This window comes from Bradyrhizobium sp. Ken51, from assembly GCF_055807435.1.
Genome location: NZ_JBVVPB010000001.1, coordinates 196,026 through 221,557 on the forward strand (window position 1 = coordinate 196,026; position 25,532 = coordinate 221,557).

Genomic DNA, 25,532 nt, shown 5'->3' on the forward strand with positions numbered 1-25,532 from the left:
ACGCTCGCGTCGGGATGGCTAGTCCTCGTTCGCCTTGAAGCGTCCCATCCCTTTCAGCACGAAGGGTGCCAGCAGCGCGATCAACGCCAGCGCAAGCAGCGTCGCCGAGATCGGGCTCTGGAGCAGCGTCATGGGATCGCCCAGACTGATCGCGAGCGCGCGACGCAGCTGGCTCTCGGCGATCGGGCCGAGGATCAGGCCGACCACGACGGGCGCGATCGGAAAGTCGAACCGCCGCATCAGAAAGCCGAGCACGCCGAAGCCGGCCAGCATCGACAGTTCAACCACCGACGGCTTTGCGGCGATGGTGCCCATGGTCGCGAACACGAGGATGCCGGCATAGAGCCACGGCTGCGGGATCGCCAGCAGCCGCACCCACAGGCCTACCAGCGGCAGATTGAGTACCAGCAGCATGCAATTGGCGATGAACAGGCTCGCGATCAGGCCCCACACGAGGTCGGGCCGCTCGGCGAACAGCAGCGGCCCCGGGTTGAGGCCGTATTGCTGGAAGCCCGCCAGCATCATCGCGGCGGTCGCCGAGGTCGGCAATCCCAGCGTCAGGAGTGGCACCAGCGTGCCCGCAGCCGAAGCGTTGTTGGCGGCCTCCGGTCCTGCGACACCTTCGATCGCGCCCTTGCCGAATTCTTCGGGGTATTTGGTCAGCCGCTTCTCGCAAGAATAGGACAGGAAGGTCGGGATCTCCGCTCCGCCGGCAGGCAGCGCACCGATCGGGAAGCCGAACATGGTGCCGCGCAGCCACGGCTTCCACGATCGCTTCCAGTCTTCCTTGGTCATCCACAGCGAGCCGCGCACCGGCTCGAGCTTCTCCTCGGTGTGGTGGCGGCGCGATGCGACGTAGAGCGCCTCGCCCACCGCGAACAGGCCGACCGCGAGCGTCGTCACCTCGACGCCGTCGAGCAGCTCGGGCACGCCGAACGCAAGCCGCGCCTGGCCGGTCAGCTTGTCGATGCCGACGAGGCCCAACGTCAGACCAATGAACAGGCTGGTCAGGCCGCGGATCGGGGAATCGCCGAAGGTCGCCGACACCGTGACGAAAGCGACGCACATCAGCGCGAAATAGTCCTCCGGGCCAAAGCGCACCGCGAAATCGACCAACCACGGCGCGAGAAATGCAAGCCCGATGGTGGCGATGGTGCCGGCGACGAAGGAGCCGATCGCGGAGGTCGCGAGCGCCGGCCCGCCGCGGCCGGCCTTGGCCATCTTGTTGCCTTCGAGCGCCGTCGCCATTGAGGCGCTCTCGCCGGGCGTGTTGATCAAGATGGCCGTGGTCGATCCGCCATACATGCCGCCGTAATAAATGCCGGCAAACATGATCAGCGAACCGCCGGGATCGAGCTTGTACGTCACCGGCAGCAGCAGCGCGACCGTCAACGCTGGGCCGATGCCGGGCAGCACGCCCACGGCGGTGCCGAGGAACACGCCGATCAGGGCGTAGAGGAGATTCATCGGCTGGACGGCGACCGCCATGCCGTGGGCCAGCGCGGCAAAGGTGTCCATCACAGCAGTCGCTCCAGGGGGCCGGCCGGAAGGCTCAACGTCAACAGCCGGTCGAACGCGAGGTAAATGAGGGTCGACATCACGAGGGCGATGGCGGAATCGACGAGCACGGCGCGGCGCCCAAATGCTGCCGAGGTCGTGACGAACAGCGCCGATGTCGCCAGGATGAACCCGCCGCCGAAGCCGATGATGGCGATCAGCAGCGCAAGGCCGGCGAGGATCAAGACCACAGGCACGGGATCGGCGCTCTCGCGTGCCGGCAGACTGCCGCGCAACGCGTCAACGAGATTGCCGATCGCAAGCAGCGCGAGGCCGGAGGCGATCACGATCGGCATGGCTTCCGGCCCCATCCCGTACATCGCGGTCGATTGCAGCCCGCGCGCGTCCCAGACCAGCACCCCGGCAAGACCTGCGAGCAACGCCGCAATCACGATGCCGGCGCGATCGACGCGCCGCGGCGGCTGGACGGGATCGCCTGTGGTCATGACTTGATCAGGCCGACTGATCTCAGCACGTCCGTCACACGTACCGTTTCCTTCTTCAGGAACTCGGCGAAGGCGTCGCCGCCGAGATAGGCATCTTCCCAGCCCTTCTGCTTGAGGATGTCCTTCCAGGCGTCCGACTTCACCATCTTCTCGACCGCGTCGCTCAGCCTCTTGCGCTGCTCCGGCGTGATTCCGGGAGGCGCGACCACCGAGCGCCAGTTGGCGATCACGAGGTCGATGCCCTGCTCCTTGAACGTCGGGATGTCGCTCCCTAGGATGCGCTTCTCCGAGGTCACGCCGATCGCGCGCAGCTTGCCGGACTTGATCTGCCCATCATATTCGCTGAGGCCCGAAATGCCGGCGGTGACCTTCGCGCCGAGAATGGCGGCGAGCGACTCGCCGCCACCCGAGAACGGGATGTAATTGATCTTCTTCGCGTCGGCGCCAACGGCGCCGGCGAACAATGCCGCCATCACATGATCGACGCCGCCGGCCGAGCCGCCGGCGAAGGTCACCTTGGCGATGTCGGCCTTCACCGCTGCGGCCAGATCCTGCGCGTTCTTGATCGGCGAATTCGCCGGCACCACGATCACCTGGATTTCCTCGGTGAGGCGCGCGATCGGCGTCACCTGTTCGAGCGTGACGGGTGATTTGTTCATGGCGAGCGCGCCCACCATGACGAAGCCGTTGACCATCAGCTGGTTGCCGTCACCCTTGGCGCCGTTGACGAACTGCGCGATGCCGACGCTACCGCCGGCGCCGGGAACGTTCGTGACCTGCACGCTGCGTGCGACGCCGGCGGCGACCAGCGCCTGCTGCATCGAGCGCGCGGTCTGGTCCCAGCCACCGCCCGGCGCCGCCGGTGCCATCAGCTTGAGCTCGAGCTGCTGGGCAAGGGCCGGCGTGGCTGCCGCAAGGGTCAGCGCGACGGCTGCGCCGACGAGGCGCGCGGGAAGTTGAAACATGGGACGTCTCCGGGCTCATGCGGACATTTGCCGCATCGTGTCGTTTGGTCGCATATCAGCCAAAACGGCCGACACTGTCCAGTGACATACCCCTGGTTTCTGATTAGCGGGGCGTCGGAACTACCCCGCCGAGCGCGGCCGTCAGTTCGGCTGCAACATCCCGGACGACTTGCCCGATGTCCGGTAACCTCTGATCGGTCAGCCGGCTGGTCATGCCGGAGACCGAAATCGCCGCGAGCGGCTCGGCGCAGTCGTTGTAGACCACCGCGGCAACGCAGCGCAGGCCCATGCAGGCCTCTTCATCATCCAGCGCGTAGCCTTGCTTGCGGATCTTTTCGAGTTCCTTGAACAGGTCGCTCGGCCGCACGATCGACTTCTCGGTCAGGCGTGGCATGCCGTGATGGCGGATGACGGCGCCGACGTCCTCGTCGGAATAGGTTGCGAGCACCGCCTTGCCGACGCCCGACGTCACCATGGGAACGCGGCCGCCGACCTGGGTCAGCGAGCGCATGATTTCGCGGCTCTCCATGCGGGTCAGCACGATGATGAACTCGTCGTCGACCATGGCGAGATTGGCGGTCTCGCGGGTGAGATCACGCAGCTTGCGCAGATAGGGAATAGCCTGGGCGCTGAAATTGCGCCGCCGGGCAAAGCTCGCGCCGACGGTGAAGCTGCGCACGCCGACATGCCATTTGGATTCGGCGCGGTCGAATTGCACGAAGCGGCGGCTTTCCAGCGTCGCCAGCAGGCGGTGCACGGTCGAGGCGGAGAGCCCGGTGCGGACAGCGAGATCGCTGAGGCGATAGCCCTCGTCATCCTCGGACAATGTTTCGAGGATCGACAGCGCGCGGTCAACGGATTGCACGCCGCCGTCTCGCGCGTCGTGGTCGGCCTCCGATGACGATCGAGGCTCGATCGATTTGCGCCGGATCACGTTCCTGCCCATCGCGACCTGACTGTTCTCACCTCTCCCCGCAGGCGAGGAGAGGCGAAGCGGCATCGTCGACTCAGAGCAGCCCTGCCCCGCGCGCCCATTTGTACTTGGCGCCGAGAACCTCGACCGGCAGTTCGGTCGAATAGGCATAGGCCGGGATGCCGTTCTGGTAGAGATATTCGGCGGCTTCCTCGACTTCGACGTCGCCGGCGAGCGAGGCGACGATCGGCTTCACGAAGCCCTTGGCCTCCATCTCCTTCTTCACCTCGACCATGTTGCGGGCGAACACCATCGGCGGCGTGACGATGGTGTGCCAGTAGCCGAGGATCAGCGAATGGATGCGCTCGTCCGTCAGGCCGAGCTTCACCGTGTTGACGTACGTGATCGGCGGTTCGCCGCCGGTGATGTCCACGGGATTTCCGGCCGCGCCAAACGGCGGGATGAACTTGCGGAAAGCCGCATCCAGATCCGCCGGCATCGACATCAGCGACAGGCCGTTGTCGACGCAGGAGTCCGACAGCAGCACGCCCGAGCCGCCGGCACCGGTGATGATCAGCACGTTCTCGCCCTTCGGCGTCGGCAGCACCGGCACGCCGCGCGCGAACTCGAGCAGCTGCCGCAAGCTACGGGCGCGGATCACGCCGGACTGCGCCAGGACGTCCTCGTAGATCTTGTCGTTGCCGGCGAGCGCGCCGGTGTGCGACGAGGCCGCCTTCGCACCGGCCGAGGTGCGGCCGGCCTTGAGCACGATGACCGGCTTCTTCTTGGAGACGCGCTTTGCCGCTTCCGCAAAGGCGCGGCCGTCCTTGAGGTCTTCGCAATGCTGCGCGATCAGATTCGTGTTCGGATCCTGCTCGAAGAAGGCGAGCAGATCGTCCTCGTCGATATCGGACTTGTTGCCGAGGCCGACGATCGCCGACACGCCCATCTTGGCCGAACGGGAGAAGCCGATGATGGCCATACCGATGCCGCCCGACTGCGAGGACAGCGCCGCGTGGCCCTTGACGTCATAGGCGGTGCAGAAAGTCGCGCAGAGATTGGCAGGCGTATAATAGAAGCCGTAGATGTTCGGTCCCATCAGGCGGATGTCGTACTTCTTGCCGACTTCGACGATCTCGGCCTGGAGCTCCGGCGCGCCGGCTTCCGCGAAGCCCGAGGGGATCAGAACCGCGCCGGGAATTTTCTTCTCGCCACATTCGGTGAGCGCCGCTGCCACGAACTTCGCGGGAATTGCGAACACCGCGGTGTCGATTACGCCGGGCACGTCCTTGACACTCTTGTATGCCTTGTAGCCGAGGATCTCGGCGGCCTTGGGATGGATCGGGTAAATGTCGCCTTTGTAGCCGCCGTTGATGAGGTTCTTCATCACGGAATTGCCGATCTTGCCGTCTTCGGCCGAAGCGCCGACCACGGCAACCGCCTTCGGCTGCATGATGCGGCTCATGGCCGCGACGATCTCTTCGGTCGGGCGCGGCTTCGGCTTGGGCACGTAAGCGAAGTCGACGACAATGCGGACGTCGGCCGCGATCGCGTCCTTGGCCGTCGCGAACACCGGGTTGAGATCGAGCTCGATGATCTCGGGGAAATCGGTGACGAGCTGCGAGACCTTGACGATGACATCCGCAAGCGCCGTGCGGTTCACCGGCTCGCCGCCGCGAACGCCCTTCAAAATCTCATGCGCCTGGATGCCGTCGAGCATCGATAGCGCGTCTTGCTTGGTCGCGGGCGCGAGGCGGAAGGTAATGTCCTTCAGGACCTCGACCAGCACGCCGCCGAGGCCGAAGGCAACCAGCTTGCCGAACGAGGCGTCGGTGATCGACCCGACGATCACTTCGGTGCCGCCGGCCAGCATCTGCTGCACCTGGACACCCTCGATCTTGGCATCGGACTTGTACTTCCTGGCGTTCGAGAGGATCGTCTCGTAGGCCTTCTCGGCGTCTTCGGCCGTCTTGAGGCCGACGATGACGCCGCCGGCTTCGGTCTTGTGGAGAATGTCCGGCGAGACGATCTTCATCACCACCGGGAAGCCCATCGAGGCGGCCATCTTGCCGGCTTCGCCGGCCGATTTCGCCACACCCTCCTTCGGCACCGCAATGCCGTAGGCATCGCAGACCAGTTTGCCTTCCGGCGCGGTCAGGCTGGTGCGCTTGTCCGCCTTGACCTGGTCAAGCACCTTGCGGACGGCATCTTTGGAATTGGACATGTGGCTCTCCCTTGACCTTGGTTCTTGCGTTCTCAAAGCGCGCGCGTGTTGCGGCTGCCCGTGATGCTTTCCATTCGCCGCGCTCTGTTCCATGTCGCGGAACGGAGTGGCATAAAGCCAAGGTTACTCCGCCGGCATGGATCAAAAATGGCTGGCGATGGCATTTGGTATGCCAGAAGCCAACTTGTCAAGCTGCCGCGCACCTTAGAACGCTGCAAAAAATAGGCAGCTTGACATCTTGGTATTTGGTATGCCAAAAACTTTCCCGTTAATAATCCTGTAAAAGACGACTCCCACTGGAGGAGATTCGTCGTGTCACTGCGGAAACCAACCAAGGCGTTGCCGAACATGGCCGAGGCAGATATCGCAATCGTTCGTATTGCCCCGGAGTCGAGCTTCAAGAACAAGGCGTACGACGCCTTGAAAGAAGCCATCCTCAAGATGGACATCTACTCGACGCCCGAGCCGGTGATGCTCGACGAGCGCGCGTTGTCCGAGCGCCTGGGTGTGAGCCGCACGCCGATCCGCGAAGCCATCGCGATGCTCGAGCAAGACGGTTTCGTGAAGACGGTTCCGCGCCGCGGCATCATGGTGGTGCGAAGGACCAAGAGCGAGATCGTGGACATGATCCGCGCCTGGGCGGCGCTGGAGAGCATGGCCGCGCGCCTCATCACCGCCACGGCGCGCAAGAAAGACATCACGGCGCTGCGCGACTACTTCAAGGATTTTGGTAAGGACCGCCTCCCCCAGGATCACGTCGAGGAATATTCGCGCGCCAACATCGCCTTCCACCAGGCGCTGATCTCGCTGTCGGAATCACCGGTGCTGGTCGATCTCACCAACGACCTGCTGCTGCACGTGCGTGGCTATCGGCAATTGACTATCGGACGCAAGGACCGCACCGCGACGTCGCTACCCGAGCATCTCGGCATGATCGAAGCCCTGGAGGCGCGCGATACCGAGCTCGCCGAGAAGCGCGCCCGCGATCACACCCTTGGCCTTGCCGCTTACGTCGAAGCGCATGGTCAGGAACTCTTCTAGCCAGCAACGTTCACCATAAGGGCGAAGGCATCGCCCCCAAAAGCCCGAAACGGCATCTTGAGACCAGGGAGACAAGGCCCATGCTGAATACCGCGACCAAGTCCGAAGCACCGGGCACCGAGCAGGAATTGACGGATGGTTTCCATCTCGTCATCGACGCGCTCAAGCTGAACGGCATCAACACCATCTATAATGTGCCGGGCATCCCGATCACGGATTTGGGCCGCATGGCGCAGGCGGCCGGTATTCGCATGATTTCGTTCCGCCACGAGCAGAACGCCGGTTATGCGGCGGGCATCGCCGGCTATCTCACCAAGAAGCCCGGCATCTGCCTCACCGTTTCCGCGCCCGGCTTCCTCAACGGTCTCACCGCGCTCGCGCACGCCACCACCAACTGCTACCCGATGATCCTGATCTCGGGCTCCTCCGAGCGCGAGATCGTCGACCTCCAGCAGGGCGACTACGAAGAGATGGACCAGCTCGCGATCGCCAAGCCGCTGTGCAAGGCAGCCTATCGCGTGCTGCACGCCCAGGACATCGGCATCGGTCTTGCCCGCGCCATCCGTGCCGCCGTCTCCGGCCGTCCGGGCGGCGTCTATCTCGACCTGCCGGCAAAACTGTTCGGCCAGGTGATGAACGCCGATGCCGGCCGGAAGTCGCTGGTCAAGGTGATCGACGCGGCTCCCGCGCAGATCCCCTCGCCCGCTTCGATCAAGCGCGCGCTTGATGTTTTGAAGAGCGCAAAACGTCCCCTCATCATCCTCGGCAAGGGCGCGGCCTACGCGCAGGCCGACGAAGAGATCAAAACCTTCGTCGAGCAGAGCGGCATCCCCTTCCTGCCGATGAGCATGGCCAAGGGCCTCCTCTCCGACACGCATCCGCAGTGCGCTGGCGCTGCCCGCTCGACGGTGCTGAAGGAATCCGACGTCGTGCTGCTGATCGGCGCCCGGCTGAACTGGCTGCTCTCGCACGGCAAGGGCAAGAACTGGGGCGAAGCGCCCAAGAAATTCATCCAGGTGGACATCGAGCCCAGGGAAATGGACTCCAACGTCGAGATCGTCGCGCCGGTCGTCGGCGACATCGGCTCGGTCGTCTCCGCCTTCAACCAGGCAATGGCTTCGGGCTGGACCGCCCCGCCGGCCGAATGGACCAAGGCGATTTCGACCAAGCGCGAAGAGAACGTCGCCAAGATGGCGCCGAAGCTCATGAACAACAAGTCGCCGATGGACTATCACGGCGCGCTCGGCGTGCTGAAGAACGTCATCAAGGATCATCCCGAGGCGATCCTCGTCAACGAGGGCGCCAACACGCTCGACCTCGCCCGCGGCGTCATCGACATGTACAAGCCGCGCAAGCGTCTCGACGTCGGCACCTGGGGCGTGATGGGCATCGGCATGGGCCAGGCGATCGCGGCGGCTCTCGAGACCGGCCATCCCGTGCTCGCAGTGGAAGGCGACTCGGCCTTCGGCTTCTCCGGCATGGAGGTCGAAACCATCTGCCGCTACAATTTGCCGATCTGCGTCGTCATCTTCAACAATGACGGGATCTATCGCGGCACCGACGTCAACGGCGCCAACGCCGATCCTGCGACGACGGTGTTCGTCAAGGGCGCCCGCTACGACAAGATGATGGAAGCCTTCGGCGGCGTCGGCGTGAACGCGACCTCGCCGGACGAGCTCAAGCGCGCGGTCAACGAAGCGATGGCTTCGGGCAAGCCGACGCTCATCAACGCCGTGATCGATCCGGCCGCCGGTTCCGAGAGCGGCCGCATCGGCAACCTCAATCCGCAGAGCGTTCTGCAGAAGAAGAAGTAACCAGCCGCCGGGTCATTCCCCGCGCAAGCGGGGATCCAGTGATCGCCAGATCATCCCTGAGGCGAGCACTGAGGCCCAACTGAACCTTCAGCGAATACTGGATGCCCGCCTTCGCGGGCATGACGGAAACAGAAGAGTAACAGGAGCAACACGATGACAAAAGCGCTCGAGGGCGTTCGCATTCTCGACTTCACCCACGTCCAGTCCGGGCCGACCTGCACGCAGTTGCTCGCATGGTTCGGCGCCGACGTGATCAAGGTGGAACGTCCGGGTGTGGGTGACATCACCCGCGGCCAGCTGCAGGACATCCCGAACGTGGACAGCCTGTATTTCACCATGCTCAACCACAACAAGCGCTCGATCACGCTCGACACCAAGAACCCCAAGGGCAAGGAAGTTCTCACCGAGCTCATCAAGAAGTGCGACGTGCTGGTCGAGAACTTCGGCCCCGGCGTGCTCGACCGCATGGGCTTCCCTTGGGAGAAGATCCAGGCCATCAACCCGAAGATGATCGTCGCCTCGATCAAGGGCTTTGGTCCCGGACCGTACGAAGACTGCAAGGTCTATGAGAACGTCGCGCAGTGCACCGGCGGCGCCGCCTCCACCACCGGCTTCCGCGACGGCCTGCCGCTGGTGACCGGCGCGCAGATCGGCGACAGCGGCACCGGCCTGCATCTGGCGCTCGGCATCGTCACCGCACTCTATCAGCGCACCCATTCCGGCAAGGGCCAGAAGGTGACGGCTGCGATGCAGGACGGCGTGCTCAACCTCGCGCGCGTCAAGCTGCGCGACCAGCAGCGCCTCGCCCATGGTCCACTCAAGGAATACAGCCAGTTCGGCGAAGGCATTCCGTTCGGCGATGCCGTGCCGCGTGCCGGCAACGATTCCGGCGGCGGCCAGCCCGGCCGCATCCTGAAGTGCAAGGGTTGGGAGACCGATCCGAACGCCTACATCTACTTCATCACCCAGGCCCCGGTCTGGGAGAAGATCTGCGACGTGATCGGTGAGCCCTCCTGGAAGACCGATCCGAACTACGCCAAGCCGGCCGTCCGCCTGCCGCGCCTCAACGAGATCTTCGGCCGCATCGAACAGTGGACGATGACGAAGACGAAGTTCGAGGCGATGGAAATCCTCAACAAGGACGACATCCCCTGCGGACCGATCCTGTCGATGAAGGAGATCGCCGAGGACCAGTCGCTGCGCGCGACCGGCACCGTGGTCGAGGTCGACCACCCCACCCGGGGCAAGTACATCTCGGTCGGCAACCCGATCAAGCTGTCGGACTCCCCGAGCGATGTGGAGCGCTCCCCGCTGCTCGGCGAGCACACCGACGAGATCCTGCGCACCGTGCTCGGCTTCTCGGACCATCAGGTCGCCGATATCCACAAGTCCGGCGCGCTTGATCCGCCGCAGAAGCAGGCCGCGGAGTAAGCGGGCTTATCTCACGACGCGAAAGGCCGCCGGCTTCGGCGGCCTTTTTGTTGATGCGGAAGAGCTGCATCGCACGATCGGCACGCTTGCCGCGCCGCGAAGGCTGGATTAAAGATTGGTCCGCGAGGAACTGATGCGGTGGCCGGCCGTTACTCCCTCGTCCGCCGTGCTCCCGGGAATGCGAGCACGCCCGGAAATGCCAGCATGTCATCTCCACAGCGAGTGCAGCACGCCTCGCAAAGATCTGCCTCACGCTGAAGAACTGGTCTCCTTCGTTTGCGAGGGTGGCAAGTCGGCCTTTCAGTTCAGGCACGGCGGCGGCGCGTCCGGCACTCGCCAGGACCACGCTCGTTGATTAAATTGAGGGCTTAAATGTCGAAAGATCAATCCTCTGATCGCGCCAAGCGTGAAGCCAACAAGGCGTTCAAGCCGGCGACAACGCAGAAGCCGATGAACGACTATGCGAAGGACCAGAATTCCTTCAACGAGAATCGCGAACGGCTGAAAGCGGAGCGATTGGCCCGGGAGGCGAAGCCGGGAAGCGGCTCTGAATAAGAGCGTCGGTCCCAGGCTCCGACCGCGGATTCCGCTGAAGGCGGGGCGCCGAAATCCGCCTGATCTACAGCATCGATAGCACGACGATTCCGTCTTCGACGGCACCAGAAGCGAGCTGCGCCCGCGCCACCCGCTCGAGCTCCGTCCGGTTCTTGCGAAGATAGCTGAAAGCCTGTTTCTGCGTCAGGAACGTCGTCGCAAGACGGCACATCTGTCGGCCCGCGCCAAGCGCGAGAAAGAAGGTGATGGTACCACCGCCATCCGACTTGATTCTAGGCACGACCCGCACTCTTGGGCATGTGGTCGGTCCTCTCCGAGTTGTCGTCGGCGCAATGGAAGGCAGCTATGGCGTCACCTTCTTCTTGCGCTTCGTTGGCGTGACCGCTGGCAACGATGCCTGAAGGGCGGCGTCTGCCGCTTCCTTGGCTTCGCGCAGCTCTCGAAGCCGCGCCATGTTCTTGCGAACATCGACGGCTTGCTTGCCAACATCAACCATCGCCCGGGCGCCTTCCTCAGCGGCCAAACGCTGACGGTTAGAACGCGCGATGCTTTCGGGTGACGGTTCGGCCGGTCTCTTGGCGCTCATTATTCACCCTGCTTTGCAACGGACAAAAACCCGCTCAATCCTGGGATCGAGCGGGTGGCATGGCCGTTTCAGTACATCCGTGAAACGGCACCAAGGCTTTAGGCCAGCGAGAGATTCTCAGCGCTGACCTTGCCCCGCATCTTGTCGGTCTTGAGCTCGAAGTTGACCTTTTGGCCTTCAGCGAGACCTGCAAGACCAGCCCGCTCGACCGCGCTGATGTGAACGAACACATCGTTGCCGCCGTCGTTCGGCTGAATGAATCCAAAGCCCTTCTGGCCGTTAAACCACTTCACAGTACCTGTCGTCATTTTCTTCTCCAAAGCGCATACGCGCAGGTTCCGCGTGATCGTCACGCAGAACAAATTCTATTCGTCGATGTCTATGGAAAAGGAGCCCGCGGGCGCATTCAACAAGGCACAGCGGCTGAACGAACAGCCTCAACGTATACCTCATCCTCGCCATTTGCAAGGCTTGACCGAATTTAACGCCTCGGGAGCCCGGCGGTAGGTCCAGGACGCCGCTACCGAGCACACTCATCATTCGCCGCCAGCTGCTCTGGGAGGGCTGCCGAGCGCCACATGCGCTCGACGGCGTTCTCCAATTCAGAACGCATGCATCGCAATAATGCATTTTTACAAAACGAGGGGGTGACCTAGGCTTGATCGAAGTCAAGCCGTACGGCTGCGCAATGAGGCGCGACGACGGAGGGATCGATACCGACCGATGCGGCTATTTTTTAATCAGACGTCGCCCTACGCCCGCAAGGTAAGAGTCGCCATTCATGAGCTCGGATTGAACGACGCGATTCAGTTTATCGAAGTCGACCCCTGGCTCGAGCTGCATCATTTCACCGACATCAACCCGCTCTCCAAAGTGCCGGCACTCGTTCTCGCCGACGGAACGCTTGTGACCGAGAGCGACACGATCGGACAGGCCCTGCACGATCTGACCATCGACTCGCGACTGATCCCGAACGAGCAGCCTGCACGACACCTCTGTCTTGGACGCGCTGCGCTGTATCAGGGCCTGATCGATGCAACCTTCATCTGCGCTATCGAAGGGCGCAGGCCATCGGAGATGCGCTGGGCGGATTGGGTTGCGCGTCAGGAGCGAGCGATTGCGCGGACGCTGTCATCGATTGAAGCTCGATTCGACCTCGATGACCGGCGCTTCGACCTCGGCGACATCGGGCTCGCCTGTGCACTTGACTACATCGATTTTCGCGCGGGGCATCTGTCATGGCGTTCCGAGAGACCAAGGCTTGCCGGCTGGTTTGAACGCGCGCGCGTTCGGTCATCCATGATCGCGACACGGCCATGCTGAGTTTCGAGCCCGGAACGGTCTTCAGCAGCCGCCACCTCGCCGATATTTTCAGCACCGCCCCGATGCGCACTATTTTCAGTGAGCGCAATTCACTTGAGTCCATGCTTCTGGTCGAGGTCGCGCTGGCGAAGGTTCAAGGGCAGCTCGGCGTGATTCCTGCCGAGGCTGCTGCTGCGATCGCCTCCGCTGCACGTACTGAACTACTCGATCTCAATGAATTGGCCGCGGGCACTTTGCGCGCCGGCTTGCCGGTCGTGAACCTGGTCGAGCAGTTGATCCGGCTCACCGGCGAACCCCATGGCGAATTCGTCCATTGGGGCGCCACGAGCCAGGACATCATGGACACCGCGCTCGTGATGCAGATACGCGACGCGCTCGAGCTCATCCACCGCGATCTGGAGCGCCTGATATCGACGCTTGCGGATCTGGCGCGTACCCATCGCGATACGCCCATGGTCGGCAGGACCAAGCTTCAACACGCGATCCCGATCACCTTCGGGTTCAAGGTTTCCGTCTGGCTGTCGGGCCTGCTGCGCCACAGGCGACGGCTCGCCGAACTCAAACCAAGGGTCCTGCAGGTCCAGTTCGGCGGTGCGGTCGGCACGTTCGCATCGCTCGGGGATGATGGCGACAGCGTCCGCGCTGCGCTGGCCAGCGAACTCGGACTCGGCGAGCCCCTGGTGGCATGGCACGCCGCGCGCGATGGGTTGGCCGAGACGGTTTGCCTGCTTGGCCTGATCTCGGCGACCCTGAGCAAGATCGCGACCGATGTCGTGTTGATGGCGCAGACCGAGGTCGGCGAAGTGCTGGAGCCAGGCGGCCAAGGCCATGGCGCCTCCAGCACCATGCCGCACAAGCGCAACCCGATCATCTGCGAGCAAATTCTCAGCACCGGACCGTCGCTGCGCCGGCTGGCAAGCGCCATGCTCGACGCTTCGGTCCACGACCATGAACGGGCGACGGGACCGTGGCAAGCCGAATGGTTGTTGCTGCCGAAAGCGTTCGTGCTGGTCTCTCGGGCCATGGACAACGCTGTTCGCCTCTGCAGCGGACTGGTCGTCAGACCCGATGCGATGCAGGCCAATCTTGGGCGGACACAGGGGCTCATCGCCGCCGAGGCCGTCATGATGGTGCTGGCTCCGCACGTCGGGCGCCATCATGCGCACGAGATGGTGAGTGCGGCATGCACGCACGCCATCGCTTCAGGCCTGACACTAGCCGAGAGCCTTTCGCGAGATCCGGCCGTGACGGCCCACATCGCCGTGCATGAGATCGAGGCGGCCGCGGACCCGGCCCGATACATCGGCCTGTCCGGCCGTGAGGTCGATCGTGTCCTCGCGGCGGTGCAAGGCGACGCCATTGATGCGGAGTGAGGCCATATGATTCTGAAACGCAAGCACACGGCCCTCGTCGCAGCTGCGGTGCTGACACTATTGAATGCGGCACACGCCGAGTCGCCGTTCCCGTCACGACCGATCACGTTGGTCGTCCCGTTCGCGGCTGGCGGCCCGAATGACGTGATGAGCCGGATCGTGTCCGAACACATGGCGCGAAAACTCGGACAGCCGATCATTGTCGAGAACGTCGCTGGGGCGGGCGGCACGACCGGCTCAACGCGCGTCGCGAAAAGCGCGCCCGACGGTTATACCCTCGTCAGCGGTCACGTCGGGACGCATGCGGCATCGGTCGCGCTGTATCCGAACCTCCGTTATGACCCGCTGGTTGATTTCACGCCGATTGGCCTGGTTGCGGAAACGCCGATCCTCGTCGTCGTTCGCCGCGACCTCGCCGCAGATAGCATGGCGTCGTTCATCGCGATCGCCAAGGCGCGTGGCCCGGACCTCACCTTGGGCCATGCGGGTGTCGGCTCGATCAGCCATATCAGCTGTCTGCTGTTCACCTCCGTGATCGGATTCAAGCCGGTGGAGGTGCCGTATCGCGGATCAGCGCTGGCGATGACCGACCTGGTCGCGGGCCGCAGCGACTTCAGTTGTGGACTGTTGGGCGACGTTCTTCCCTTCCTGGGTGACAACAATCTGCGCTTTCTGACCGTTTCGGCCGCCGCACGTGTTCCGCAATTGCCGGACACACCGACGTCCCGGGAAGCAGGGCTTCCACAGTTTGTCGCATCGAGCTGGTTCGCGTTCTACCTGCCGAAAGGCGCTCCCGACGCCATTCGCGACCGGTTCTCGGATGCGCTTCGCTCAGCGCTCGACGATGACGGCGTGCGCAAACGGCTCGAACTGGTAGGCTTGATCCTGCCCCCGCCGGACCAGCGAGGCCCCGAACCGCTCAAGCGGCGGATGACCGAAGAGATCGCGCGCTGGCAGGACATTGTCAAAACCGCGCAGATTCGACTCGATCAATAACTGCAACCGATGCAGTCGAGCGCGTGATCGCCGGCCAGCTTTCGCCGTCGGCGCCTCGCGCCGCAGGCGGGCGGAACATTCCGACGATTCCCGGCTACAATCTCGTATTCACCATGACGCCGCAGGACGTGGCGGCAGTTTGCCGGCCATCAATCAAAAAATTCGAAACGCCCTGTCGGATCGGGGGTATCTCGTCCGTCATCTAGACAGAAAGGGCAATAGACGCTGACGTCGAGCCCGGCGATTCATGAGGAAGATGATCATGCCCAGCACTGTTCGCCTGCACCGCGTTTTGACCACCAGCCCGGAGAAAGTCTATCGCGCCTTCCTGGAGGCGGATGCGCTGGCGAAATGGCTTCCGCCGAACGGCTTCACCTGCACCGTCCATCATTTCGAGCCGAAGGTCGGGGGTACGTTCAAGATGTCGTTCCGCAACTTCACGACGGACAACAGCCACGCTTTCGGCGGCGAATATCTCGAACTCGTCCCCGGCGAACGTCTGCGCTACACCGACAGGTTCGACGACCCCAATCTGCCGGGCGAGATCCAGGTCACCGTGATCCTGAAGAAAGTATCCGTCGGCACCGAGGTGGATATCACGCAGGCCGGCATTCCCGACGTCATCCCGCCGGAGGCATGTTATCTCGGCTGGCAGGAATCGCTGCGCAATCTGGCGAGGCTCGTCGAGCCTGAGATCAAGCAATAGCATCTGGAAGGACGAGGCGCGCACACAATCGCGCGAATGCCCTACGCCCCTGCCCGCGGCGCAATCCCGCCGCTTGCGGTCCAGCGGTCGGGGTCCGGGCTGTGTCCGATCAAAGCAAGACCGTAGGCGATCGACTCGAACTGATCGCCCGACATCAGCCGCTCGTTGCCGAACCGCTCGGCGAACAGTTTTCGGACAGCGGGCACGAAGGACGTGCCGCCGGTCAAAAACACCTTCTCGACCTCGCGCGCGGTGATGCCCGCTTCGCCCAGCACCTTGTCGACGGTGGCCCCGAGCCTCGCGATATCGTCGGCAATCCAGGCTTCGAAGTTCTTCCGTGTGATGGTCGAGCCAATGTCGACCCCGCCGCCCTTGAAGCGGAACTCCACCTGATCCTGCGCCGACAGCGCGACCTTGGCGTCGGACACCGCGCGGTACAACGAAAAGCCGAGGTCGAGATCGACGATGGTGATGAAATCCTCGAGCAGAGCCGGCTTCACCGCGGTGCGCGCAAGCTCCCGGAGCTCGCGCAGGTCGCCATTGCTCTTCATCATCGCGAGCTGATGCCAGCGCGCGAGATTGGTGTAGTGGCCGGTGGGGATCGGCAGCACCTTGTCGAACGACCGGAAGCTGGAGCCCTTGCCCAGCCGCGGCGAGACGACGTGATCGACGATGCGGTAATCGAACGTGTCGCCCGCAATCCCGATGCCGGCATGGCCGAGCGGCTCGGCGCGCAAGGCGCCGCCGGCACGCGAGAACCGCATCACCGAGAAATCGCTAGTGCCGCCGCCGAAATCCGCAACCAGCACGGTCGCATCGCGCTCCAGACGGCGGGCGAAGGAGAACGCTGCACCCACGGGTTCGTAGACATAGCGCGCGTGGCCGGCGCCAAGGCGCTCGAACGCGGCCCGGTAACGTTGCATCGCCAGCGCCTCGTCGGGATTGCCGCCGGCGAAGCGGACGGGGCGGCCGACCGTGATGGTGGACGTCTCGAAGCCGAATTTATCGCCGCCATGGCGCGCCAGGGTCCGCAGGAACGCCGCCAGAATATCCTCGAACTTGTAGCGCTGCCGGAACACCTGGGTGGTGTTGAAGCTGGAGCTCGCGGCGAAGGTCTTGAACGACTGGAGGAAGCGGTAGACATGCCGTCCCTCGAGGAACGTCTCGATCGCCCACGGACCGCCTTCGGCCTGGGCGCCGGCTCCCGGCCGGTCCTCCCAGAAGCACAGCGCCGATACGAAGACACTGTGGCGCTGTCCGCCATGATCGAAGCGGATGGCCTCCACCCGGCGGTCGTCCGCCGCAAGGGCCACGACCGTGTTGCTGGTCCCAAAATCGATGCCGATCGAGACGGCGGGCGAGGCGCTCGACATGAACCACTCTGACAGATGATTGGAAGGGGGCAGACCACTAGCGGCTTCGCGCACCGCTGCCAAGGCTCCGTTTTTTGGACATCGGCGGTCAAATGATAGAGTTTCGGCGGGGTTGGGGCATATCGCGCTCAAATCGGCCGATTTAACGGATTGTTATGCTGCAATGCGAAGAGCTAAATGCTGCTATGCAATGGCATGCATAGACTTTGGCATCTGGTATACATAGATTGCCCTTCGAAATGAGACAGCACTGCTGACCGTCTCAAGAAAGGGATTCCGATGTCCAAGACCGCTTCCGTCGCTCTCGCCCCCTCCTCCTCGCTGTTCGCCCGCCTGATGGCCACGATCGACCGCCTCCTGATGGCGAGCGCCAAGATCTCGAACCACAACGGCGACCTGCCGCGCTTCGGCCTGTAAGCCGGGCAGCCTCCCCCGCCGCCGCGCTGCGGGACGGTTTTATATCGGTTTGCATACGACTTTTGATGAATGGCCCCGGATGACGGGGCCATTTCTACTTGTGCTGTCCTGAGTCGCAGCCGCAGCCGGGTGCGGTCCTGCGACATTTGCGCACGGTGGCCGGACCAGCGCTTGAAGCTTGGCATAATGCATACAAGAATGCCCCTCCAGCGCTCGCAGAAAAATTAGAGGCGCCACGGGAGGCTTTATGACGGACATGGTGCAGGCAACGGCCCCAACCGCCGCGCGCGTTAGCGACACGTATCGCTGGGCGCAATTGGCGGTCGGTGTCGCGGCGATGGTGATGATCGCCAACTATCAATACGGCTGGACGTTCTTCGTCCCCGACATCCAGAAGAAGTTCGGCTGGGATCGCGCGTCGATCCAATGGGCCTTTACGCTGTTCGTGCTGTTCGAGACCTGGCTCGTGCCGATCGAAGGATGGTTCGTCGACAAATACGGCCCGCGCCTCGTCGTACTGGTCGGCGGCGTGCTCTGCGCCATCGGCTGGGCCATCAACGCGCAGGCGACCACGCTCAACGGCTACTATCTCGGCATGATCGTCGCGGGCATCGGCGCCGGCGGCGTCTACGGCACCTGTGTCGGCAACGCGCTGAAGTGGTTTCCGGACAAGCGCGGTCTTGCCGCGGGCATCACGGCTGCGGGCTTCGGTGCAGGCTCTGCGCTGACCGTCGCGCCGATCCAGGCCATGATCAAGGACAGCGGTTTCCAGACCACCTTCCTCTATTTCGGCCTCGGACAAGGCATCATTATCTGCATTCTCGCCTTCTTCCTGTTGGCGCCGAAGGCAGGCCAGGTGCCCAGCGTGGTGGCGAACGCCAATCTGCAGCAGACCCGCCGCAACTATCAGCCGACGGAGGTGCTGCGTCAGCCGATCTTCTGGCTGATGTACTTCATGTTCGTGATCGTCGGCGCCGGCGGCCTGATGGTGACGGCCAATTTGAAGCCGATCGCGGCCGACTGGAAGATCGACAACGTGCCCGTCACGCTGATGGCGGTGACGATGACCGCGGTGACCTTCGCGGCCACGATCGACCGCGTGCTCAACGGCTTGACGCGTCCGTTCTTCGGCTGGATCTCCGACATGATCGGCCGCGAGAACACGATGTTCATCGCCTTCGGCATGGAAGGTATCGGCATCTGGATGCTCTACCTCTGGGGCCACGATCCGCTCTGGTTCGTGCTGCTCTCGGGCTTCGTGTTCTTCGCCTGGGGTGAGATTTACTCGCTGTTCCCCTCGACCTGCACCGACACGTTCGGCGCCAAGTTCGCGACCACCAATGCCGGCCTGCTCTACACCGCGAAGGGTACGGCCGCGCTGCTGGTCCCGATCGGCAACTACATGCAGCAGTCGTCGGGCAGTTGGGACAACGTGTTCATCATCGCGGCCGGCGCCAACATCCTGGCCTCGGCGCTGGCGATCGCGGTGCTCAAGCCCTGGCGCAAGGTCGTGGTCGCGCAATCGACCGTCTGACGCGCTGCAAAAGCGCCTTCTCGCGCAAAACGCCCGGCCTCGCGGCCGGGCGTTTTCGTTGTGCGCGACGTTTTCATGAACCCGCCATTCCCAGACGGAACTCCGCATATTTTATCTGCGGCCCGCCAAGATAGGGCTTGCAATCTGGAATATGGTATACCAAGGTCGCAGCAGCGCTTGCGACGATAAGCCACAATATTGCGACATCAGGTCATCTTGCAACCGGTGTCGAAGCAGACAGGCGCTTGGGAGGTTCTTGATGATTTCCAGCACCGATGGCGCTGTCACGGCCGCGCCTCTCCGCACAGGTTTCCGTTGGCTCCAGCTGGTTATGGGCATCGTCTGCATGGCGATGATCGCCAACCTGCAATATGGCTGGACGCTGTTCGTCGATCCGATCGATCACGCGCACCACTGGGGGCGCGCCGCGATCCAGCTCGCTTTCACCATCTTCGTCGTCACCGAAACCTGGCTGGTGCCGATCGAGGCCTGGTTCGTCGACAAGTACGGCCCGCGCATCGTCATCATGTTCGGCGGCGTCATGATCGCGCTGTCGTGGATTCTCAACTCCTATGCCGATAGCCTCACTTTGCTCTACGCGGCCGCGATCATCGGCGGCATGGGCGCGGGCGCGGTGTACGGCACCTGCGTCGGCAACGCGCTGAAATGGTTTCCCGATCGTCGGGGCCTTGCCGCCGGTGCGACTGCCGCCGGCTTCGGCGCAGGCGCTGCGCTCACCGTCGTGCCGATCGCGACCATGATCGCAACGAGCGGCTATCAGCACGCGTTCCTCACCTTCGGCATCGGCCAGGGCGTGATCGTTTTCGTGCTCGCCTTCTTCATCCAGCCGCCGCGGATCTCGATCCCGCCGAAGAAGAAGCAGCTCAATCTGCCGCAGACCAAGATCGACTTCACCCCGCCCCAGGTGCTGCGGGCCCCTATTTTCTGGGTGATGTATCTCGTTTTCGTCATGGTCGCCTCCGGGGGCCTGATGACCGCGGCGCAGATCGCCCCGATCGCGCACGACTTCAAGATCGCCGACACGCCGGTCACGCTCGCCGGCTTCCAAATGGCGGCACTGACGTTCGCGATCTCGCTCGACCGCATCTTCGACGGTTTCGGACGTCCCTTCTTCGGCTTCGTCTCCGACACGATCGGCCGCGAGCACACCATGTTCATCGCCTTCGGCACCGCCGCGCTGATGCTGCTGACGCTGTCGGCCTATGGCCACGTGCCTATCGTCTTCGTGCTCGCCACCGCGGTCTATTTCGGCGTGTTCGGCGAGATCTACTCGCTGTTCCCGGCGACCTGCGGCGACACCTTCGGCTCGAAGTTCGCAACCACCAACAACGGCATGCTCTACACCGCGAAGGGGACGGCATCCCTGCTCGTTCCGCTCGCAAGCGTGATCTCGGCCACCTATGGCTGGAAGGCCGTATTCGTGGTCGCGGTGGCGCTGAACGCGACGGCGGCGCTGACGGCGCTGTTCGTGATCAAGCCGATGCGCCGCTCCTTCATCCTCGGCAAGGAAGCCGAGGGCGCCAACGCCGCGACCGGGAACGCCAAGACCGAGACGGCATAACGAACACGCACCTTGCACGGGTGAGACAGGGGCGCAGCGATGCGCCCCCTTTCTTTTTGGCTCACGGCAAACGTCAGCATGACTGCCGCAAGATTTTTCGGATCAGCCAAATCGAATGCTTGACGATTGGCATTATGTATACCACACTTGGTTCATCATTCACCCAGGGAGGTTGCAATGCTGGTCGGAGACATTCTGCGCAAGAAGACACCGCGCGTTGTCACGGTGCGAATGAACGAAACGGTGGGTATCGCCGCCAAGCTGATGCGCGCCAACAATATCAGCGCGCTGGTCGTGAAGGACGTGGTCCGCTCCGAGGGTAATACCGCGGTCGGCATGTTCACCGAGCGCGACGTCGTGCGCGCCGTTGCCGAGCACGGCGCCAATGCCGTCAACGTCAAGGTCTCGCAGCTCGTCTCGGTGCAACAGCTCGTGTCCTGCACGTCGAGCGACACGATCGAGCACGTCCGCCATCTGATGAACCGGAATCACATCCGGCACCTCCCCGTCATCGACGACTACAGCCTCGTCTCCGTCATCAGCATGCGCGACATCGCATCCTTCATCGACGAAGCGATCAACGGCACGCCGCAAGCAGCTTAAAGCGCCTCACTTCCCCTGCGACTACCGGACCCGGCTCGGACCCTTCCGAGCCGGACCGGATCTTTCGTCCCGAAATCCGGCTTCCGCTGCTTCGCGAGGATTCCATGAAGATCTGCATCTACGGCGCCGGCGCAATCGGCGGATATCTCGGGGTTCAGCTCGCGCGCGCGGGCGCCGACGTCAGCCTAGTCGCACGCGGCGCACACCTTGCCGCGATGCGCGAGCGCGGCCTGACGCTGCTCGCGGGCGAGGAGAAGCACACCGTGCATCCGCGCTGCACCGACGATCCCGCCGAGCTCGGCGTGCAGGACTACATCATCATCACGTTGAAGGCGCACTCGATCACCGGCGTGATCGAGACGATGCAGCCGCTGCTCGGGCCCCACACCCGCATCGTCACCGCCGTCAACGGCATTCCCTACTGGTACTTCTACAAGCATGGCGGCCAATACGAGAACGCGACGCTGGAGAGCATCGACCCCGGCGGACGGCAGTGGCGCGAAATCGGCGCCGCGCGCGCCATCGGCTGCATCGTCTATCCCGCCACCGAGATCGAGGCGCCCGGCGTGATCCGTCACGTCTACGGCAACAACTTTCCGCTCGGCGAGCCCTCCGGCGAGATCACCCCGGACGTGCAGCGCCTCGCCGATCTCTTCGTCGCAGCCGGGCTGAAAGCACCGGTGCTCGACCGCATCCGCGACGAGATCTGGCTCAAGCTGTGGGGCAATGTCTGCTTCAACCCGATCAGCGCACTCACCCATGCAACGCTCGACGTGATCTGCACCGATCCGGCCACCCGCGCGCTGTCGCGCGCGATCATGATGGAGACGCAAGGCATCGCCGAGACGTTCGGCGTCAAATTCCGCGTCGACGTCGAGCGCCGCATCGAAGGCGCCCGCAAGGTCGGCGCGCACAAGACCTCGATGCTCCAGGATCTCGAGCGCGGCCGCCCGATGGAGATCGACCCGCTCGTCACCGTCGTGCAAGAGATGGGCCGCCTCACCGGCGTCGCCACCCCCGCGCTCGATTCCGTGCTGGCGATGGTGACCCAGCGCGCCCGCATCGCCGGTCTCTACGACGGCATCTCGACGCCATCAGATCCGCGCGCACTGGCGGTGGCGTGATGGCTGGCGAGGTCAAACAATGGCTCCGCTTCCGCAAGAGCGGCGCGACCGGCTTCGGCACGCTGAATTCGTCAAGCATCAGCGTTCATGAGGGCGAGATGTTTGGCCGCCATGCCGCCACGGGCAAGACGCTGGCGCTGTCGGAGGTCGAACTGCTCGCGCCCTGCGCGCCCAGCAAGATCGTCGCGCTCTGGAATAATTTTCACGCGCTCGCGGCCAAGCTCAACCAGCCCGAGCCGCCGGAGCCGCTCTACCTCCTGAAGGCCACCACCAGCATCACGACGCCCGGCGCCGTGATCCGCCGCCCCTCTCATTACGACGGCAAGACTACCTATGAAGGCGAGCTCGGCATCGTCATCGGCAAGGCCTGTGCCCGGGTGTCGCCGGCGGAAGCGGACAGCTTCATCTTCGGCTACACCTGCGTCAACGACATCACCGCCAACGACATCCTGACCAGCGACCCGACCTTCCCGCAATGGGCGCGGGCCAAGGGCATCGACGATTACGGCCCGTTCGGCCCGGTCATCGCCACCGGTCTCGATCCGGCCAAGCTGGTGGTCCGTACCATCCTCAACGGCGCGGAGCGGCAGAACTATCCGATATCGGACATGATCTTCACCGCGCAGGAGCTGGTCAGCCGGATCTCCCACGACATGACCCTGCTTCCCGGCGACCTCATTGCCGTCGGCACCTCGGTCGGCGTCGGCGTGATGAAAGAGCCCGTGAACACGGTAACCGTCGCGATCGACGGCATCGGCGAGTTGACCAACGAGTTTCGGCTGTAGCGCACTCTGTCATTCCGGGGCGGTGCGCAGCGCCGAACCCGGAGTCCATCGGGCGTCAGAGACTGCAGATCAATGGATTCCGGGCTCGCGCCGCGCGCGCCCCGGAATGACGCGGAGGAAGCGCCCCACCCCGCGTCGGGAAACCCCCGCAACCCGCGCCGCCCCTCCACCGATCGGCTGACGCGGCCGGCCGTGGATCGCGCTACCGGGAAACCTCCGGCAAGCCCCGCGGCCCTTGATCTCGGTTCCGCTCTCCAATAGCAACTATGGCGATAATGTGCCGGCGTGAGGAAGTCACGATGTGGCTGTTTTTCCTGGTTGCCTGGTTTGTTCTGCTCACCGCCATCGCGATCTTCGCCCAGCAGGCGCTCGGTTACGATTTCGGCCACCTGCCTGCCTGGTTCGGAGGCCTGCCCGTCCCGCAGCGTATTGCGACCGGCGCGATCCTGGCCCTGGCGCTGGCGTTGATTGGCGCCTCCGCCTGGCGGCTCTCGCGCCAGGACCGGCGCCTCGACACATTGCGCGACCGCCTCAAGAAGACCCGCGAGGACGTCGTCGTCGCCCACGCCCTGCAGAACCATCTCGACGCCACCGTCCAACACCTGATCGAGAGCGATCCCCGGGAGGCCGTCTCCGCCCTCGACGACAAGCTGGGCGAGACCGAGCAGCGCGCACTGCTCCAGCGCGGCCGCAACGAATCCACCGACATGCACGACCAGCTCGCCGCAATCCGCCGCCGCCAGCAGGAGCTGCGCGACATGGTCGGCAAGGTCGCCGAGCAGCGCCGCGCGGTGGAGCCGGTTTTCACCGAGATCCGCGACCGCCAGAACCAGCTCGAACGCTCGCTGCACGACCTCGAGACCGACGATCGCAAGAACAACCTCGCCGACCGGCTCCAGGACATCGCGCGCGACGTATCGATGCTGCTGTCGCGGGTCGGCACGGTCCAGAACACCTTTGCGACCCTGAACCAGTACAAGGAAGATCTGGCGAAGTCCCACGCCGAGCTGGTGCCGCTGCGCGCGTCGGACGCCGGCCTCAATGCCTTGATCGGCGAGCTGGGCCTCGGTCATGAGCGCCTCGCCAAGAGCGTCGACGAGCTCGAAACCGGCGGCGAAGCCCCGCTCGGCGCCCGCGTCGCGACGCTGTCGAAGAACAAGATCGAGATCGAGCAGCGCCTGGCCCGCATCGACGACAGCTTCCACATCCTGAAAGGCATCGGACTCGACTTCGAAGAGCTCGGCCAGCGCCAGGCCCAGCTCGAACGCTCGCTCGCGGGTGTCGAGACCGACGCCGACGGCAAGACGCTTGCCGACCGCCAGAATGCGCTGAACGATTTTGTGCTCCAGTCGCGCCAGCGCCTCGGTGCGTTACAGGAGACGCTGGCGACACTGAACGCCTTCCAGACGGAGCTGTCGAAGTCGCAGGCCGACCTCCTCCCGCTGAAGGCGCCCGTGTTCGGCATCGAGGCCCTGATCGCGGACGTCGGCACCACGCGCGATCTCCTTGCCAAAACCGTCGGCGAGATCGAGGCGAGCGGCGACGTCACCCTCGCCTCTCGCGTCGAGGCACTGACCAGGAGCAAGCGCGAGGTCGAAGACCGCCTCGCCCGCATCTTCGACAATTTCAACGCGCTCGACGGCTTGCGAAAAGACATCGGCGGCATCTTCTCGACGATCCGGAATAGCCTGAACCGGATCGGGTGAGCCTCGTAGGATGGGTAGAGCGCAGCGGAAACCCATCATCTCACCTCGGCTAAGCGTTCGATGGGTTTCGCTTCCGCTCTACCCATCCTACCAGCCGCGGGCTCCGAAACTTTCAGACACATCACATCTCCGCGCGCCCGGCATATGCCGCCAACATGTCGCCAGCGCGCCGCACTGTGGACGCATTCGGCCGCCCTTCTGTGAGCGTGTCTGCGGGCACGGCGGTGCCGTGTTTGGACCAAACCTTCTAGGGGTATGACTGTGAAGAAGATTGTATTTGTCGTGGGTGCTACGTTTGCTCTGGTGACGGCTGCGAACGCTGCGGATCTGCCGCGCCGCCAGCCCGTTCCCGTCTATTCAGAGCAGGCGCCGATCGGCAAGATGCCGATTGGCAAGAGCCCGGTTGGAAAGGCCCCGATCGGCAAGGCGCCCGGCCCGGTCGCGGCGCGCTACTGACGCCTTAGCGAATACGCGCAGA

25 protein-coding genes are annotated in these 25,532 nt (G+C 63.9%); 16 read left to right on the plus strand and 9 right to left on the minus strand.

The features are described from left to right. Window positions 1-18: 18 nt before the first annotated feature. The 5 genes from AC0L27_RS00850 to AC0L27_RS00870 all read right to left on the minus strand — a co-directional run bounded on the left by AC0L27_RS00850 (window position 19) and on the right by AC0L27_RS00870 (window position 6,105). Window positions 19-1,518, minus strand: a complete 1,500-nt coding sequence (locus AC0L27_RS00850; RefSeq protein WP_027517005.1) for a tripartite tricarboxylate transporter permease — start codon at window positions 1,516-1,518, stop codon at window positions 19-21. Then, window positions 1,518-2,003, minus strand: a complete 486-nt coding sequence (locus AC0L27_RS00855; RefSeq protein WP_473317843.1) for a tripartite tricarboxylate transporter TctB family protein — start codon at window positions 2,001-2,003, stop codon at window positions 1,518-1,520. The genes AC0L27_RS00850 and AC0L27_RS00855 overlap by 1 nt, the downstream gene beginning before the upstream one ends. Then, window positions 2,000-2,968, minus strand: a complete 969-nt coding sequence (locus AC0L27_RS00860) for a tripartite tricarboxylate transporter substrate binding protein (RefSeq protein WP_473317844.1) — start codon at window positions 2,966-2,968, stop codon at window positions 2,000-2,002. Before AC0L27_RS00860 ends, AC0L27_RS00855 begins: the two co-directional genes overlap by 4 nt. Window positions 2,969-3,071: 103 nt before the next feature. Then, complete coding sequence (locus AC0L27_RS00865) at window positions 3,072-3,914, minus strand: IclR family transcriptional regulator (RefSeq protein ID WP_354056106.1); 843 nt, start codon at window positions 3,912-3,914, stop codon at window positions 3,072-3,074. Between the two features lie 61 nt (window positions 3,915-3,975). After that, window positions 3,976-6,105 (minus strand): acetate--CoA ligase family protein, encoded by a 2,130-nt coding sequence (locus AC0L27_RS00870; protein ID WP_354206713.1) that lies wholly within the window; start codon window positions 6,103-6,105, stop codon window positions 3,976-3,978. Window positions 6,106-6,453: 348 nt separating this feature from the next. Between AC0L27_RS00870 and AC0L27_RS00875 the strand changes: the two genes are divergently transcribed. The 4 genes from AC0L27_RS00875 (at window position 6,454) to AC0L27_RS00890 (ending at window position 10,946) form a co-directional block, all read left to right on the plus strand. Next, window positions 6,454-7,146, plus strand: a complete 693-nt coding sequence (locus tag AC0L27_RS00875) for a GntR family transcriptional regulator (protein ID WP_275167814.1) — start codon at window positions 6,454-6,456, stop codon at window positions 7,144-7,146. 80 nt (window positions 7,147-7,226) lie between these two features. After that, a complete protein-coding gene (oxc, locus tag AC0L27_RS00880; RefSeq protein ID WP_275167702.1) occupies window positions 7,227-8,960 on the plus strand; it encodes an oxalyl-CoA decarboxylase in 1,734 nt (577 codons plus the stop codon). Window positions 8,961-9,113: 153 nt separating this feature from the next. Then, window positions 9,114-10,391, plus strand: coding sequence for a formyl-CoA transferase (frc, locus tag AC0L27_RS00885; RefSeq protein ID WP_275167704.1), 1,278 nt, complete (start codon window positions 9,114-9,116; stop codon window positions 10,389-10,391). A 372-nt stretch (window positions 10,392-10,763) separates the two neighbouring features. Further along, window positions 10,764-10,946, plus strand: a complete 183-nt coding sequence (locus AC0L27_RS00890; RefSeq protein WP_275167705.1) for a hypothetical protein — start codon at window positions 10,764-10,766, stop codon at window positions 10,944-10,946. Window positions 10,947-11,010: 64 nt separating this feature from the next. Here AC0L27_RS00890 and AC0L27_RS00895 read toward each other — a convergent pair whose 3' ends face one another. The 3 genes from AC0L27_RS00895 to AC0L27_RS00905 form a co-directional block, all read right to left on the minus strand. Beyond that, the gene (locus tag AC0L27_RS00895; protein ID WP_275167706.1) at window positions 11,011-11,235 is read right to left on the minus strand and encodes a hypothetical protein; all 225 of its coding nucleotides are present in this window, start codon (window positions 11,233-11,235) and stop codon (window positions 11,011-11,013) included. 54 nt (window positions 11,236-11,289) lie between these two features. After that, window positions 11,290-11,532 (minus strand): transcriptional regulator, encoded by a 243-nt coding sequence (locus AC0L27_RS00900; RefSeq protein ID WP_275167707.1) that lies wholly within the window; start codon window positions 11,530-11,532, stop codon window positions 11,290-11,292. A 98-nt stretch (window positions 11,533-11,630) separates the two neighbouring features. After that, entirely contained in the window at window positions 11,631-11,840 is a 210-nt protein-coding gene (locus AC0L27_RS00905) for a cold-shock protein (protein WP_007593324.1), read from the minus strand. Between the two features lie 415 nt (window positions 11,841-12,255). On the opposite strand from AC0L27_RS00905, the gene AC0L27_RS00910 reads away from it, so the two are divergent. From AC0L27_RS00910 to AC0L27_RS00925, 4 genes are all read left to right on the plus strand, one after another. After that, entirely contained in the window at window positions 12,256-12,855 is a 600-nt protein-coding gene (locus AC0L27_RS00910) for a glutathione S-transferase family protein (RefSeq protein WP_354206717.1), read from the plus strand. After that, on the plus strand, window positions 12,849-14,228 hold the full coding sequence (gene pcaB, locus AC0L27_RS00915) for a 3-carboxy-cis,cis-muconate cycloisomerase (RefSeq protein WP_473317845.1): 1,380 nt from the start codon (window positions 12,849-12,851) through the stop codon (window positions 14,226-14,228). Before AC0L27_RS00910 ends, pcaB begins: the two co-directional genes overlap by 7 nt. A gap of 6 nt (window positions 14,229-14,234) precedes the next feature. Then, the gene (locus AC0L27_RS00920) at window positions 14,235-15,224 is read left to right on the plus strand and encodes a Bug family tripartite tricarboxylate transporter substrate binding protein (RefSeq protein WP_354056117.1); all 990 of its coding nucleotides are present in this window, start codon (window positions 14,235-14,237) and stop codon (window positions 15,222-15,224) included. A 262-nt stretch (window positions 15,225-15,486) separates the two neighbouring features. Continuing rightward, window positions 15,487-15,930 (plus strand): SRPBCC family protein, encoded by a 444-nt coding sequence (locus AC0L27_RS00925; protein ID WP_354056119.1) that lies wholly within the window; start codon window positions 15,487-15,489, stop codon window positions 15,928-15,930. A 41-nt stretch (window positions 15,931-15,971) separates the two neighbouring features. Here AC0L27_RS00925 and AC0L27_RS00930 read toward each other — a convergent pair whose 3' ends face one another. After that, entirely contained in the window at window positions 15,972-17,303 is a 1,332-nt protein-coding gene (locus tag AC0L27_RS00930) for an Hsp70 family protein (protein ID WP_354206722.1), read from the minus strand. Window positions 17,304-17,582: 279 nt separating this feature from the next. Here AC0L27_RS00930 and AC0L27_RS00935 point away from each other — a divergent pair, with 279 nt between their 5' ends. The 8 genes from AC0L27_RS00935 (at window position 17,583) to AC0L27_RS00970 (ending at window position 25,510) form a co-directional block, all read left to right on the plus strand. Further along, window positions 17,583-17,720 carry a hypothetical protein gene (locus AC0L27_RS00935; RefSeq protein WP_007608347.1) on the plus strand — a complete coding sequence of 46 codons (138 nt, stop codon included), beginning with the start codon at window positions 17,583-17,585 and terminating at the stop codon, window positions 17,718-17,720. 247 nt (window positions 17,721-17,967) lie between these two features. Further along, the gene (gene oxlT / locus AC0L27_RS00940) at window positions 17,968-19,254 is read left to right on the plus strand and encodes an oxalate/formate MFS antiporter (RefSeq protein ID WP_275167713.1); all 1,287 of its coding nucleotides are present in this window, start codon (window positions 17,968-17,970) and stop codon (window positions 19,252-19,254) included. 259 nt (window positions 19,255-19,513) lie between these two features. Then, window positions 19,514-20,836: an oxalate/formate MFS antiporter gene (oxlT, locus tag AC0L27_RS00945; RefSeq protein WP_354254090.1), complete on the plus strand. Its 1,323-nt coding sequence runs from the start codon at window positions 19,514-19,516 to the stop codon at window positions 20,834-20,836. A gap of 177 nt (window positions 20,837-21,013) precedes the next feature. After that, the gene (locus AC0L27_RS00950) at window positions 21,014-21,439 is read left to right on the plus strand and encodes a CBS domain-containing protein (RefSeq protein ID WP_354056124.1); all 426 of its coding nucleotides are present in this window, start codon (window positions 21,014-21,016) and stop codon (window positions 21,437-21,439) included. Between the two features lie 104 nt (window positions 21,440-21,543). After that, complete coding sequence (locus AC0L27_RS00955; protein WP_354206728.1) at window positions 21,544-22,563, plus strand: 2-dehydropantoate 2-reductase; 1,020 nt, start codon at window positions 21,544-21,546, stop codon at window positions 22,561-22,563. Further along, a complete protein-coding gene (locus AC0L27_RS00960) occupies window positions 22,563-23,348 on the plus strand; it encodes a fumarylacetoacetate hydrolase family protein (protein WP_354206730.1) in 786 nt (261 codons plus the stop codon). The genes AC0L27_RS00955 and AC0L27_RS00960 overlap by 1 nt, the downstream gene beginning before the upstream one ends. A 299-nt stretch (window positions 23,349-23,647) precedes the next feature. After that, window positions 23,648-25,054 (plus strand): hypothetical protein, encoded by a 1,407-nt coding sequence (locus AC0L27_RS00965; RefSeq protein WP_473317846.1) that lies wholly within the window; start codon window positions 23,648-23,650, stop codon window positions 25,052-25,054. 255 nt (window positions 25,055-25,309) lie between these two features. After that, on the plus strand, window positions 25,310-25,510 hold the full coding sequence (locus tag AC0L27_RS00970; protein ID WP_275167719.1) for a hypothetical protein: 201 nt from the start codon (window positions 25,310-25,312) through the stop codon (window positions 25,508-25,510). Window positions 25,511-25,532: the final 22 nt, after the last annotated feature.

What these genes read in the sequence shown, in the direction of transcription:
- AC0L27_RS00925 (WP_354056119.1), top strand. Translation starts at nt 15,487, where the DNA reads ATGCCCAGCACTGTTCGCCTGCACCGCGTTTTGACCACCAGCCCGGAG.
- AC0L27_RS00920 (WP_354056117.1), top strand. Translation starts at nt 14,235, where the DNA reads ATGATTCTGAAACGCAAGCACACGGCCCTCGTCGCAGCTGCGGTGCTG.
- AC0L27_RS00890 (WP_275167705.1), top strand. Translation starts at nt 10,764, where the DNA reads ATGTCGAAAGATCAATCCTCTGATCGCGCCAAGCGTGAAGCCAACAAG.
- oxlT (WP_354254090.1), top strand. Translation starts at nt 19,514, where the DNA reads ATGATTTCCAGCACCGATGGCGCTGTCACGGCCGCGCCTCTCCGCACA.
- AC0L27_RS00965 (WP_473317846.1), top strand. Translation starts at nt 23,648, where the DNA reads ATGTGGCTGTTTTTCCTGGTTGCCTGGTTTGTTCTGCTCACCGCCATC.
- AC0L27_RS00855 (WP_473317843.1), bottom strand. Translation starts at nt 2,003, where the DNA reads ATGACCACAGGCGATCCCGTCCAGCCGCCGCGGCGCGTCGATCGCGCC.
- oxc (WP_275167702.1), top strand. Translation starts at nt 7,227, where the DNA reads ATGCTGAATACCGCGACCAAGTCCGAAGCACCGGGCACCGAGCAGGAA.
- AC0L27_RS00930 (WP_354206722.1), bottom strand. Translation starts at nt 17,303, where the DNA reads ATGTCGAGCGCCTCGCCCGCCGTCTCGATCGGCATCGATTTTGGGACC.
- AC0L27_RS00955 (WP_354206728.1), top strand. Translation starts at nt 21,544, where the DNA reads ATGAAGATCTGCATCTACGGCGCCGGCGCAATCGGCGGATATCTCGGG.
- pcaB (WP_473317845.1), top strand. Translation starts at nt 12,849, where the DNA reads ATGCTGAGTTTCGAGCCCGGAACGGTCTTCAGCAGCCGCCACCTCGCC.
- AC0L27_RS00860 (WP_473317844.1), bottom strand. Translation starts at nt 2,968, where the DNA reads ATGTTTCAACTTCCCGCGCGCCTCGTCGGCGCAGCCGTCGCGCTGACC.
- AC0L27_RS00900 (WP_275167707.1), bottom strand. Translation starts at nt 11,532, where the DNA reads ATGAGCGCCAAGAGACCGGCCGAACCGTCACCCGAAAGCATCGCGCGT.
- frc (WP_275167704.1), top strand. Translation starts at nt 9,114, where the DNA reads ATGACAAAAGCGCTCGAGGGCGTTCGCATTCTCGACTTCACCCACGTC.
- oxlT (WP_275167713.1), top strand. Translation starts at nt 17,968, where the DNA reads ATGACGGACATGGTGCAGGCAACGGCCCCAACCGCCGCGCGCGTTAGC.
- AC0L27_RS00910 (WP_354206717.1), top strand. Translation starts at nt 12,256, where the DNA reads ATGCGGCTATTTTTTAATCAGACGTCGCCCTACGCCCGCAAGGTAAGA.
- AC0L27_RS00875 (WP_275167814.1), top strand. Translation starts at nt 6,454, where the DNA reads ATGGCCGAGGCAGATATCGCAATCGTTCGTATTGCCCCGGAGTCGAGC.
- AC0L27_RS00970 (WP_275167719.1), top strand. Translation starts at nt 25,310, where the DNA reads ATGACTGTGAAGAAGATTGTATTTGTCGTGGGTGCTACGTTTGCTCTG.
- AC0L27_RS00870 (WP_354206713.1), bottom strand. Translation starts at nt 6,105, where the DNA reads ATGTCCAATTCCAAAGATGCCGTCCGCAAGGTGCTTGACCAGGTCAAG.
- AC0L27_RS00905 (WP_007593324.1), bottom strand. Translation starts at nt 11,840, where the DNA reads ATGACGACAGGTACTGTGAAGTGGTTTAACGGCCAGAAGGGCTTTGGA.
- AC0L27_RS00850 (WP_027517005.1), bottom strand. Translation starts at nt 1,518, where the DNA reads ATGGACACCTTTGCCGCGCTGGCCCACGGCATGGCGGTCGCCGTCCAG.
- AC0L27_RS00960 (WP_354206730.1), top strand. Translation starts at nt 22,563, where the DNA reads ATGGCTGGCGAGGTCAAACAATGGCTCCGCTTCCGCAAGAGCGGCGCG.
- AC0L27_RS00865 (WP_354056106.1), bottom strand. Translation starts at nt 3,914, where the DNA reads ATGGGCAGGAACGTGATCCGGCGCAAATCGATCGAGCCTCGATCGTCA.
- AC0L27_RS00950 (WP_354056124.1), top strand. Translation starts at nt 21,014, where the DNA reads ATGCTGGTCGGAGACATTCTGCGCAAGAAGACACCGCGCGTTGTCACG.
- AC0L27_RS00935 (WP_007608347.1), top strand. Translation starts at nt 17,583, where the DNA reads ATGTCCAAGACCGCTTCCGTCGCTCTCGCCCCCTCCTCCTCGCTGTTC.